The sequence below is a fragment of the Shewanella sp. UCD-KL12 genome (genome assembly GCF_001957125.1).
Classification (GTDB): domain Bacteria; phylum Pseudomonadota; class Gammaproteobacteria; order Enterobacterales; family Shewanellaceae; genus Shewanella.
This window is the reverse complement of sequence record NZ_MPHJ01000016.1, coordinates 102,857-115,718: the sequence shown is the minus strand read 5'-3', so window position 1 is coordinate 115,718 and position 12,862 is coordinate 102,857. Positions and strand designations below refer to the sequence as shown.

The window sequence follows — 12,862 nt, the reverse complement described above, 5'->3', positions numbered from 1 at the left end:
ACAAACCTCTTTGATGGACTGGTTACGTATTAACCCCATCCAAAGCACGAGCCAGACTGCCTGCTGTGCAGGCAAACGGCGATTACGGATACTTGCCTTGTTGGCTGTGAGTAATGACTGCTCTATCCACTCTGAATCAATAGCCTCCATTACAGAACCATAAGACCCACTTTCTTCAACAGACTCATGAACTAGCTCAAGCTCTTGCGCAAACATAAAAAAATCCCCACCAGAATACTGGTAGGGATTATCTTTCATCTGCAGGATCGTTCAAGTCCTCTTAAACGATCGGCATTACTCGTGATGAGGGCTTTTTAGATCTAGTTAACAGCTATACCTAGAGGTATTAGAGTATTAACTTTCTCTTGAAATCGCACGGTAAGCGATATCTGTGCGGAAGTAGACATCATCCCAGTGGATTTTATCTACTAAGCCGTAAGCTGATTGCTGAGCTTCTGTGACGCTATTACCCAGTGCGGTTGCACATAAAACTCGGCCACCATTAGTGACTATGTTGCCATCTTTCATACTCGTACCGGCATGAAATACTTTGGCGTCGTTATTACCAAGGTCTAGCCCTTGGATAACATCATGCTTGCGATAAGCTTCAGGATAACCGCCAGCAGCAAGTACTACGCCTACAGCAGCACGACTATCAAACTCAGCGGTAACCTTATCAAGCTCGCCACGAGTAGACGCTAAGCAAAGCTCAACAAGATCAGATTTAAGACGCATCATGATTGGCTGAGTCTCTGGATCGCCAAAGCGACAGTTATACTCAAGCACCTTTGCACTGCCATCTGGTGAGATCATTAAGCCAGCGTATAGGAAGCCTGTGTAAACATTACCTTCAGCAGCCATACCATCAACAGTTGGGCGGATAACATTATTAATCGTCCAGTCATGTACTGCTTGAGTCACAACAGGGGCTGGTGAGTATGCGCCCATGCCGCCAGTGTTAGGACCATTATCACCATTATCACGTGCTTTATGGTCTTGGCTGGTGGCCATAGCAAGAATATTCTTACCATCAACCATCACGATGAAGCTAGCTTCCTCACCTTTTAAGAACTCTTCGATAACCACGCGAGAACCAGCTTCACCAAACTTATTACCTGCAAGCATATCTTCGATAGCGGCATCAGCTTCGGCCTGATCTTCGGCGATGATCACCCCTTTACCTGCAGCAAGACCATCAGCCTTAATTACAATAGGGAAGCCAGTAGTTGCTGTTACTTCGCTTACATACGCCTTAGCTGGCTCAATGTCGGTAAAGTTAGAGTAGGCTGCTGTTGGAATATTATGACGTGCTAAAAAGTCTTTAGTGAAAGCTTTAGATGACTCTAATTGTGCCGCACCTTGAGTTGGGCCAAAAATGGGTAAGCCTGCGTCATTAAAGGCATCGACAACACCGAGAGCTAAAGGTACTTCTGGACCAACAATCGTGATCTCAATCGATTTATCTTGAGCAAAAGCCACAAGTGCTGGAATGTCTTCGACATTAATTGCGACGTTTTCTAGTTTAGGTTCAACAGATGTTCCTGCATTTCCCGGTGCGACAAAAACGGTGTTAACTTGTGTTGATTGAGCAGCCTTCCATGCTAATGCATGTTCACGACCGCCGCCACCTATAACTAATACATTCATCTTTTTATCCTTTATCGCTGTTCCATCAGCTCTTTAACTTCGTCAAACATACTCATTTACTCGCGTAAACTCCGTATGTTTTCCTTGTTCTAGAACTGATGGCTTTGCGCTAAATATTAAAAATTAATATTCTGTTCGAAACTCAGGGTTAAAACTCCTAGGAACTAAACCCTAGCACCGAGTTTCTTCTTTCAATTAATGACGGAAGTGACGCATTCCGGTAAACACCATCGCCATACCGTGCTCATCAGCAGCAGCAATGATCTCTTCGTCACGAATAGAACCACCTGGCTGGATAATACAGCTGATACCTGCAGCAGCTGCTGCATCAATACCGTCACGGAATGGGAAGAAGGCGTCAGATGCCATCACTGAATCTTGTACTTCTAGCCCTTCATCTGCAGCCTTAATACCAGCGACTTTTGCGCTGTATACGCGGCTCATTTGGCCCGCACCTACGCCGATAGTCATACTATTTTTAGCGTAAACAATCGCGTTAGACTTAACAAACTTGGCTACTTTCCAGCAGAACATAAGATCTTTCATCTCAGTTTCTGTTGGTTGACGCTTAGATACGATCTTCACATCATCAATCCCGACCATGCCCTGATCGCGATCTTGTAGAAGTAGTCCGCCATTCACACGCTTGTAATCAAGTGTCGTTGTTTTAGTGCCCCATTCGCCACATTCTAGTAGACGAACATTGGCTTTAGCGGCAACGGCATCGCGAGCTGCTTGGCTTACTTTTGGCGCAATAATGACTTCAACAAACTGGCGCTCAACAATCGCGCTGGCTGTCTTTTCATCTAGCTCGCCATTAAAGGCGATGATGCCACCAAAGGCTGAAGTAGGATCTGTTTGGTAAGCACGGTTGTATGCATCTAGCAGATCGCTGCCTACTGCAACGCCACAAGGGTTAGCGTGCTTGACGATAACACAAGCTGGCTCGCTGAACTCTTTAACACATTCAAGCGCAGAGTCAGTATCGGCGATATTGTTGTATGACAGAGCCTTACCTTGAAGCTGAATAGCGCTAGCAACAGAAGCCTCATCGATATTGGTATCGACATAGAAAGCGGCTGTTTGATGGCTGTTTTCACCATAACGAAGGTCTTGCTTTTTAACTAGCTGAGTGTTGTAAGTGCGTGGGAATTTAGAGTCTTCATGGCACTCATCTTTACTGTGCGCCGGAACCTTAGTCCCGAAGTAGTTAGCAATCATGCCATCGTATGCGGCAGTATGCTCAAAGGCGGCAATTGCTAGGTCGAAACGTGTTTCTAGGGTTGTACTCCCCTCATTGTCATTCATCTCTTTAATTACGCGATCGTAATCTTGAGCGTTAACAATGATGGTGGTGTCTTTATGGTTTTTAGCTGTAGAGCGAACCATAGTCGGGCCACCAATATCGATATTCTCGACGGCATCAGCCAGCGTACAACCTTCTTTAGCAACTGTTTCTGCAAATGGGTATAGGTTAACGGCTACAAGGTCGATTGGTTTGATATTGTTTTGTTCCATGACAAGCTCGTCGATACCGCGGCGCGCCAAGATGCCACCATGCACTTTAGGGTGCAAAGTTTTGACACGTCCATCCATGATCTCTGGATGTCCGGTATGATCCGATACTTCAATGACAGGCACACCGTTGTCAGCCAAAAGGCGGGCGGTGCCACCAGTAGATAGCAGTTCTACGCCTTGAGCATGTAGCGCTTTAGCAAACTCAAGGATTCCGGTTTTATCTGAAACGCTTAACAGCGCGCGACGAATGGGTCTGGCATTATTCATTTTGGGTACAGTGTCCAGTAGTTATATTTAAGGATCTTTCGGAAAACAGAACAATATCAATCAATTCTGATACGACACTGCTTTCCAAAAGTCCCTCAATCCTAGCTGCTTTAGTGAGCCCCTATTCATAGCGCGCACATTTTAACGTAAAACACCCCTCTAGAGTGTTTTTTTCTGCGCGATTTCACAATACGCACAGCAGAACAAGCATATGTCATAAAGAAGCAGCATAATAACCCTTGACCTTAGATTTAACTCCAAGGTTTATAATCAGCCTAATTGTTGTTGGCATTCCCCTAAAATGAGCCTATGGAGCCCAAGTAATGTACCGAATTGGAGAGCTGGCTAAACAGTGTGAGGTCAAGGCTGACACCTTAAGGTTTTATGAAAAGCATGGCCTGTTATCGCCTTCGTCTCGTACAGAGTCTGGTTACAGGATCTATACAGAGAGTGATGCTGAAAGATTGCGCTTTATTTTACGGGCTAAGGCAGTCGGATTTACCTTGTCAGAAATAACTGAGTTGCTTTCGATTGAGCTCGATAAATCTAACTGGGCATGTGCTGATGTAAAAGGGTTAGTCGATAGTAAACTCACGCATGTAAATGACAAAATTGCCGAGTTGAAACATTTTCAGATCTCATTACAGCGTTTGTCAGATGCTTGCTGTGGCGGGCCTGAAAGCGCCGAACATTGCTCAATTTTAGAAGCGCTAGAGTCTAATACCGATAAAATTAAATGTGAAAACCATGGTCACCACCATGATGAGTCTCAGTACACTAAAAAATGTAAAAGTAAGGGTTAGGTATGTTGTTAGCAAATTTTATTGACCTGTTTTTGGACTCAGCACCTTGGCTTTTGCTGGGGCTGTTTCTTGCTGGAATGCTGAAAATGTTTGTGCCTATGGCGTGGATGCAGAAGCAGCTGGGGGGCCATGGCTTTAAGACTACGGTAAAAGCGGCGGTATTAGGTGCGCCTCTGCCATTGTGTTCTTGTGGCGTCATTCCTGCGGCTGTGGGCCTTCGCCGTTCTGGTGCTTCAAAAGCAGCCACCACTTCATTTTTAGTCTCAACCCCTGAAACAGGTGTTGACTCAGTGACAGTATCCTATGTGTTGCTTGGGCCATTTATGGCTATTGTAAGGCCGATTGCTGCCGTTACTAGTGCGATTGTCGCCGGGATTTTAGTCGGTCGGGATGATAAAGACGACCCTATTTCCGGCCAGAAAGGCTCAGCTGTTACCACGGAAGTTAACTCATCGGTTGCATCATGCTGTAGCAGTAAAAGTGATAAGAGTGAACCTAAAGAAGTGAGCGCTTGTTGCTCATCTAAATCCACAACTAAGGGTGAAGAGAAAGCTAAGCCAGTGGTCACTATGACGCCGATGGCGGCAAGTGATAGTTTGATGAATGCGCCGACTTTGAGTGCAGCCCCTGTTGCCCAGAGCAAAGCGAGCTCCTGCTGTGGCAGCAAAGCTAAAAGTGAAACTAAGGCTAATCTTCAAGCTGAAGTGAGTAGCTCTTGCTGCAGTTCAACCAAGAGTGAATCGTCTAAAGCGGAAGCTGACAGCTGCTGTGAGTCGACTAAAGATGTTGCTACTGAGCTTAAAGGTACTTCTGTTCTCAGCCGTATCGGCAAAGGCTTACACTTTGCAGCAACTGATTTAGTTAGAGACACCACCATTTGGTTGCTCATAGGCTTGTTCTTTGCAGCGTTGGTACAAACCTATGTACCTGGTGATTTTATGGCGCAGTGGGGAGATGGCATTCTGGCGATGTTGGTAATGGTGCTGATATCTGTCCCTATGTACATCTGTGCTACGGCATCGACCCCTATTGCTGCTGGGCTGCTATTAGCTGGAGTCTCTCCAGGTGCTGTGCTGGTATTTATGCTCGCAGGGCCTGCGACCAATATTGCGACTTTAGGTGTGGTCACTAAAGAGCTGGGTAAGCGGGCACTCTTTGGCTATTTGGGTGGGGTGCTCGGTGTCGCACTTGTGTCGGGTATACTGGTTAACTATCTTGTAGAAACCTATGGTTTTGTCGTTATGCCTCAGGTGGGCGATCATCACAATCTACTGCCTGCAGCTATTGTTTATAGCTCGGGTGTGCTGTTGGCGATATTGATGGCTAAAGTACTGCTTGAAAAGTTACCAAAAAATTGGTGGCGAAGAGACTGCTGTTCATAAATACTCGATTTAGGCACGTTATTCTCCTAAGTTAACGCTCGTTACGGCGGCCACCCTGCAGGCCGCCGTTTCCTGCTCACTAGCCATGTATCGTTTACCCACCTCTTTCAGCTTTAGCTTGTTAACAAGCTTGAGGTTTAACCGTCACTTGAAACTTTTTACAGAATTTTAAATACAAATTCCAAATTTTACTAAAGGTAATTTAGATTAATCTTAAGTTGTTATTATTTAAGAATATTACCTTGCCGTTTAAGTTAACTTTCAGTGTACATTAATGGTAGCAATTAACGCTTTTGTTGCGGATTTGCTTTCTGTTTGTGTTTTTTTATTTGGCTTTTTGAGTTAACTTATGACTACCTACTTAGAGGTATTGTTGCTCGTTTGTTTTTTGTTCATAAATGTTATGACTTAGGTCTGTTTTTCAGTTAAATCATCACAAAGAGTAAGGGTTTCATCATATCGTTATCTATGCGGGGAGTAGCAAACTTGCTATTAAAACAATGATGAAATAGTCATATATAATGGCTTCGGAGTGATGATGAAAGAGTTTAATAAACGCTATCTAGCCTTGGTAGTTGCAGGGGTCGTGGGCCTATCTGCTTGTGGCAGTGATGGTAAAGATGGTAGTGACGGTGAAGATGGTAAGCCTACACCGCCACCTTCGGTAGAGACGTCAACTGTTACTAATGTTGAGATGATCAGCCACGCGCTTGAAGATGGACAGGTCAGATTTGAATTTGAGATCACCGATGAAGATAACAATCTAATTTCGGGTCTTGAAAAAGCCAATGCAGAAGTCGCTGAGTTGACTGAAGGTGGCATCGGTCGCAGCCGTGATGATTTCGAAGGTACCATTCTTGGTGGTAGTGCGAGTGAGTCAACAGAGGGCGCAGAGCTAACTGAAATTGAGACTGGTCGATATGAGTTTGTCGCACCAATGGCATCAGTTACAGCGGGAACTGAAGGCTTAATTCGTCTAGCTGTCGGTGGTGGTGATAACATCGCAAAATCACGTTATATCGTCGTGGATAAGAGCGAAAACCTTCACACGACTTCAACTGCAACTTGTCATGCTTGCCACACAGACTATGCAGCATCATCACTGAAGCATCCTAGCTACACAGCTATTAATCCAGAAGGTGAAACCGATCTGGTAGCTGGTTGTATGACATGTCACGGCAACATTGCTCGTGATGATGGTGGTTACGCACGTAACACTATGCAGAAGATTGGTCATATCAACCATCAGAAGTTTGAAAAAGACTTTGCTCCGTCTAACTGTTACACCTGTCATGAGAAGCCAATTGAGACAGTGTATTCACAGCAGACCTGTATCGATTGTCATGATGCTGCAAACATTCAGACATCAGACCTAGCGACAGCATTTAATGCGTTCAGTGATGGTACTGATATGCGCTTGTTCCATAAGCAAGTATCTGACCGTGCTGAGCTGCGTGAAGTTCATTACACAACGACTTCAGCCCCTTACCTCAATGACTCGTTAGAGTGGGAAGACTACCCTAATGGTGGTTGGTGTACCGATGTTGCCTTGTTTAATACTGAAGGTGATACAGAAGTTCAGCTTAATATCGCGGCACTGTATGCCGATGGTACGCTGACATATGCAGGTGCATACGTGCACGGTTATCAAAATGATTCGTTAGTGGGCCGTCCTAGCCCGCGTGGTTCTGAGCAATATATTGAGAATGTTAGTGGTAGCCGTTCAATCTGTTACCCACATCTTGATGGTTTAGACAGCGATTATCGTTTAGCTGGCTTAACGGCGAGTACTCGAGTGACATTTAAGCAGCAGGATGAAGATGGCGGTTATGACGGTGTTTCATTAACTAGCTACTCAGATGTTGTCGATCATTCAGGTATCAAGCTACAAGAGTTTGATCGTCGACACAGCGTAACAGCTGATAGCTGTACTACCTGTCACACTAACGAGACAAACTACCATAAAAATGGTAGTTACAACGAAGGTGGCTTGGACTGTGTAGCGTGTCATAACAATGGCCAAGATCGTAGTGCGAAGAACTCAGCACCAGGCTTTGGTCCTATGGTTCACAGCATGCACTGGGGTGTAGGCAATACTGCAACAGACCCTGATGGAGAAGAAAACTCAGCCGCTAAGCTAAATGCTGAAAACTGTGTTGCTTGTCATGCTGAAGGTATCGATTTGAATGCGATTCCTAACCAGTACATCCTGTCTAAAGCTTATAACGGTGGTACATCAGGTGTAATGACTAGCCCAATAACAGCTAACTGTTTTGCTTGTCATAATGATGATTCAGCGAAGAACCACATGCTTCAGCAAGGTGGTGAAATCAATGCTGAGAAGCTAGAAGATTGGTATACATTGCCAACTTCAGAGTCTTGTGCAACTTGTCATGCTGAAGGTAAGTCTTACGGTATCGATAAGTTCCACGTTTTTGACCGTGCACTTTAAATACTTAAAGTAAGTATTAGCGATAAGTGAGAGCTGCTGGTAACCGCTCAGCAGCTTTGTAGATGATTACTGCTTAGCTTTAGCAGTAAATGGGGATGGAAGGTGGCTACCCTGCAGGCTGCCACTTCCATCCCCAACCTTAAAACATGAGTCGCATATTCATCAAAGGTCCTTAGGGGCCTTTTTTGTTGCCTATGGTTTACAGCTTTACAGCTTCAGTGCCTCTTTATATTGCCCCACTAATGTAAATGACTCGTTTTTTAGCCAAGTATGCGTTAGCTTGCTATTTGTTCGTAAAAAGTGCCGGCTAAGTATTTTGAGCTTTTGGCTCAGTGTATTCGGCGTGAAGTACATGGATTTTAACGATCTTTTTCGATGACATATAAGAGGAACACAATGAAAAAGTCTCTTCACCTAACTGTGTTAGCACTAGCTGTTAGCATAGGCCTGTCAGCATGTTCGACAGATGCTGTAAATAACAGTAAAACGAATACCAGCCAAAGTGGTGCTGCAACGACTGAGCTAACACAGCAAGCGCCACTGCAACGATACGATGCTAAGACCTTCTTCGAGACAACGACTTACTTTGGATCATCTTTTTCAGCTGATGGTAAGTCGATATTAATAGGTTCAGATAAGTCGGGGATCTTTAACCTGTATAAGGTAGATGCTGCTACGGGGGAGCAATCTCCTTTGACGACATTCAAAGACACGACCTACCCCGTATCTTGGTTTCCCAATGATGACCGAGTATTGCTGACCCAAGATAATGGCGGTAATGAGCTCTACCATCTATTTGTACGGGAGCTAGATGGCAAGATAGTTGATATCACGCCGGGTGAAGAGACACGTGCCGACTTTGTGAATTTTACCAATGATGGGGCTTACTTTTTTGCGACCACTAACGAGCGCGATCCAAAGTTTATGGATCTTTACCGTTATGATGCTAAGACCTATAAGCGTGAGTTAGTATTTACCAATGAGCTAGGTTTTGATATTTCAGAAGTATCGAGCGATGGTCACTTTGTTTCTTTGTCTAAAACTCATACCAATAGAGACAGTGATACCTACCTGCTAGATTTCAGAAAACGCAGTGCTAAACCGACACTCATCAGTCAACATACTGATCCAGCCAACTATAACCCCATGACCTTCTCGGCCGACGGCAGTGCCTTGTATTACAGCACCGACGCTAAAGGGGAGTTCTCGCAAGTATGGCAGTACGACATTGCCACTGGTGAGCATGCTTTAGCGGTGAAAGATGATTGGAATGTCAGCTTTGTTTATTTCTCAGAGTCAGGTCGTTATCGCGTATCTGGTGTTAATGCCGACGCTAGCACCCGTATCAGCATCTTAGATACAAAGACAGGTAAGGCACTAAAATTACCTCAGCTTCCAGATGGCGATCTGCGTAGTGTTAACTTCTCTAAAGATGAAGCCACAGTTGCCTTCTATATCAACTCTGATATCTCGCCATCAAACCTGTTTGTTTGGCAGCTCGGTGCTGACTCAGCTAAACAGCTGACACAAGCCTTGAATCCAAAAATTAATCCAAATGATCTTGTCGCCAGTGAGGTGGTTCGTTTCAAGAGCTTTGATGAGTTGGTGATCCCCGGATTACTGTTTAAACCTATCGATGCAAGCGCAGATAACAAGAAGCCTGCTATCGTATTTGTCCATGGCGGTCCCGGTGGTCAGAGCCGCACAGGTTACAGCGCCATGCGTCAGCACCTGATTAACCATGGTTATGCGGTATTTGCAGTGAACAATCGTGGTAGCTCAGGTTACGGCAAGACCTTCTTTCATCTAGATGATAAGAATCATGGTGAGAATGATCTGCAGGATATTATCTATGGTAAGAGGTATCTGCAGACACTCGATTGGGTCGATGGCGATAAAATCGGCATTGTTGGTGGTAGCTACGGTGGCTATATGACCGCTGCTGCATTGGCCTTTGAACCTGAGGAGTTTCAAGTTGGTATCGATATCTTCGGTGTCACTAACTGGGTACGAACGTTAGAGTCTATTCCACCTTGGTGGGAGTCGTTTAAGAAGGCGCTTTACGATGAAATGGGCGATCCTGCCACCGATGGCGAGCGTCATCGTGCTATCTCACCGCTATTTCATGCGCAAAATATCACTAAGCCACTCATGGTTATTCAAGGGGCTAACGATCCCCGTGTGCTAAAGGTGGAGAGTGATGAGCTGGTGGAAAAGGTAAAACAAAACGGTGTCCCCGTAGAGTACGTGGTATTTGACGATGAGGGTCATGGATTTCGTAAGAAGCAAAACCGAATCACCGCCTCAGAAGCTTATGTTAAGTTCCTAGATAAGTATCTTAAAGGCGATGCGGGCCAGCTTCCAGGAGAGCAAGTAGCGACTAAGTAATCTCATTACAAATTAATTAGTCTTACTTAGCCCCAAAAAAGGCACTCAGTAGAGTGCCTTTTTTATTTGAACAGCGGCTTAAGGCGTTGGAACAAATGTCTCAGGAAAATGACGTTCAGTTGTGCCTCCCTCAGTGATAGTGACATCTTGCTCATCGAGGTGGATGAAGAAGGCATCGGTTTCATCATCGGGTGTATTCGCAGCTTCTGGGTCATCATTTTGTGCCACACAGGTATAGCCTAAGCTGTAATCCCCTGCAACGACGAAACCAAACTCATATTCGTGACCTATCACCTCTTCAGAGTCGTTTGTGAGCTCGTTAACTCGTGCTGAAGTTATCGGTGCGACTTCGGTAAGCAGGTAGGGGACATCTTCTCCTCTGAAGTCAGCCATATCAGTGAGCGCTGTGGTTGTAGGGTATAAGTAAACAGCCGGACTGTATTCATCGGGTAGGCCAAGTTCAACGGCTGCAGACTGACAGCTTGCAGTTGTTTCTGGGCTAATTTGTCCAGTAATGGCACCGACTTCAGATCTATTCACAAGCTGCACAGATGTTGGCTTTAAGGTCCAGTAATCCTTGTTACCGTGAGGGGCCTGCAGTCCTTTGGCTAAATTAAATTCAGCGACAAAGGTATTAGTGCCAGCGGCGATCGTGAACGATTTATTGAAAAACAGGCGGCCTGTATCTTCATCCTCTGCCCCTTCACCACCACAAGAACCATTGCTATTGGTTGTCAGTCCCGCAATACCAGAGGCTGTTTCAACATAAGAGCTATCGGGGTTAGCCGTTTCACTCTTTTGCATATAAATACACATCTGATATTCACCCAGAGGGACAGATTGACCAGTGACTAAAGTTTCAACTTCTTGGCCTTGCACCGTTAGCAGGTCGACATGTTTGAGTTCACCGTCTTCGGATACGTCAAATGAAATTGCGCCGTCACTGTTTTTTAATACCACTTGTTTAAAGGCGATATTGACGACGTCGGCATCGGCAGGATTGTCTGAAACACCTAAGCTGAAGGTGCCTGTTGTTGGATCTGGTGTGTTGTTATCGCTATCACTATCACTGCCGCCACAGCCTGCGAGTAGGCTTGCGATGGCAATGGCAATCACTGTTTTAGTATGTTTCATCATTGACCTAATAGTATGTTGGTTAGAGTGCGGCAAGACTTGTTCTCTCGTTTTATATGGCTTTACCGACGCATATTCCGTTAAATATAGTTGTCCATTAGGGATTAGGGTAGAGCTTGAGCATGAAAAGTCTATTAAGAATGCGGCTTTAATGAGGAGTATGTAATAGGTTTAATCTGGCGGAAGGCAAGGGTTAATCAATGAAGGTGCTATATGAGAAATAGCACCTTCAACTTATTATTTAAGCTGGTAGTTCAGCATTGTGGTAAACGTTTTGTACGTCATCACAATCTTCAAGTGCAGCTAAGAACTTTTCAAATTGTTCAACCACTTCTGGGTCAGTGATCTCATGAGCGTTCTGAGGAACGAAAGTGATCTCCTCCACCTCAAAATTAAGCTCGCTATCTTCCTCTGTCAGCGCTGTTTTAGCTTTGAAAAACTCAGTATGAGGGGCAAATACACTTACCATCCCATCTTCAACTTCAATGTCTGTGACATCGACATCAGCCATCATTAATGTTTCAAGTACGGCTTCTTCATCTTCACCTTTAAAGGCAAAAACTGCTTGATGATCAAACATATGGCCAGCAGTTCCTGGGCCACCTAACTTAGCACCGTTTTTAACAAAAGCTTGGCGTACTTCGGTAAAGGTACGCTTACCATTGTCTGTTAAGCAATCAACGATAACCATAGCGCCGCCTGGGCTGAAACCTTCGTAGCGTGCTGTTTCATAATCTTCACCGCCACCGCCTCTTGCTTTGTCGATAGCGCGTTCAATAACGTGTGCAGGCACCTGATCTTTCTTAGCCTTGGTGATCAGCTGACGTAGTGGCAGGTTACCGTCGGGGTCGAAGCCACCATTTTTTGCGCAAACATATATCTCTTTACCATATCTTGAGTAAATTCTGGTTTTCTGACCAGCAGTTTTAGCCATAGACTCTTTGCGGTTTTGGTATGCTCTTCCCATCTTGCCCTATCTCATTATGCTTAAAAAATTGTCTGCAATGTTAGCAGCTTTAGCGACACTTTTGCAGGGGGGAGTTTTTAATTCTATAAATGGATCTCAGTTTACTCAAAATGGATCCGCTTTGAGGCTAAAGTGTGAGTGATAAGTTCGGTGAACTGTACGATGCATAGCGCTAAACTGCCCATGTAGGCTGGGTTTCGGAGTGTTGTAAACAATCATGCGTTAAAGGTGAACAGTTTAGGCGAGTTTGGTCTGGTTTTGATCGCTAATTTAAACCAATATCTGTTCAAACTGTTTTTCTTTG

The 12,862-nt window shown here is 44.8% G+C and carries 9 protein-coding genes; 4 read left to right on the top strand and 5 right to left on the bottom strand.

Annotation, left to right across the window (positions count from 1 at the left end):
- The 3 genes from BM736_RS20625 to purH form a co-directional block, all read right to left on the bottom strand.
- A partial coding sequence (locus BM736_RS20625; protein ID WP_179079089.1) for a transposase domain-containing protein occupies positions 1-216 on the bottom strand: 216 nt, incomplete at its 3' end.
- Between the two features lie 138 nt (positions 217-354).
- Positions 355-1,647, bottom strand: coding sequence for a phosphoribosylamine--glycine ligase (purD, locus tag BM736_RS20620; RefSeq protein ID WP_076415664.1), 1,293 nt, complete (start codon positions 1,645-1,647; stop codon positions 355-357).
- A 195-nt stretch (positions 1,648-1,842) separates the two neighbouring features.
- Positions 1,843-3,432, bottom strand: a complete 1,590-nt coding sequence (gene purH, locus BM736_RS20615) for a bifunctional phosphoribosylaminoimidazolecarboxamide formyltransferase/IMP cyclohydrolase (protein WP_076415662.1) — start codon at positions 3,430-3,432, stop codon at positions 1,843-1,845.
- A 323-nt stretch (positions 3,433-3,755) separates the two neighbouring features.
- On the opposite strand from purH, the gene zntR reads away from it, so the two are divergent.
- From zntR to BM736_RS20595, 4 genes are all read left to right on the top strand, one after another.
- Entirely contained in the window at positions 3,756-4,235 is a 480-nt protein-coding gene (gene zntR, locus BM736_RS20610; RefSeq protein WP_076415660.1) for a Zn(2+)-responsive transcriptional regulator, read from the top strand.
- Between the two features lie 2 nt (positions 4,236-4,237).
- On the top strand, positions 4,238-5,617 hold the full coding sequence (locus BM736_RS20605) for an SO_0444 family Cu/Zn efflux transporter (protein WP_076415659.1): 1,380 nt from the start codon (positions 4,238-4,240) through the stop codon (positions 5,615-5,617).
- Between the two features lie 538 nt (positions 5,618-6,155).
- Positions 6,156-8,069, top strand: coding sequence for a cytochrome c3 family protein (locus tag BM736_RS20600; RefSeq protein ID WP_076415658.1), 1,914 nt, complete (start codon positions 6,156-6,158; stop codon positions 8,067-8,069).
- A 396-nt stretch (positions 8,070-8,465) separates the two neighbouring features.
- Entirely contained in the window at positions 8,466-10,457 is a 1,992-nt protein-coding gene (locus BM736_RS20595) for a S9 family peptidase (protein ID WP_076415657.1), read from the top strand.
- A 78-nt stretch (positions 10,458-10,535) separates the two neighbouring features.
- Here BM736_RS20595 and BM736_RS20590 read toward each other — a convergent pair whose 3' ends face one another.
- Positions 10,536-11,591 (bottom strand): DUF4382 domain-containing protein, encoded by a 1,056-nt coding sequence (locus tag BM736_RS20590; RefSeq protein ID WP_076415656.1) that lies wholly within the window; start codon positions 11,589-11,591, stop codon positions 10,536-10,538.
- Positions 11,592-11,832: 241 nt separating this feature from the next.
- The gene (locus BM736_RS20585) at positions 11,833-12,558 is read right to left on the bottom strand and encodes a YebC/PmpR family DNA-binding transcriptional regulator (protein ID WP_076415655.1); all 726 of its coding nucleotides are present in this window, start codon (positions 12,556-12,558) and stop codon (positions 11,833-11,835) included.
- Positions 12,559-12,862 lie beyond the last annotated feature (304 nt).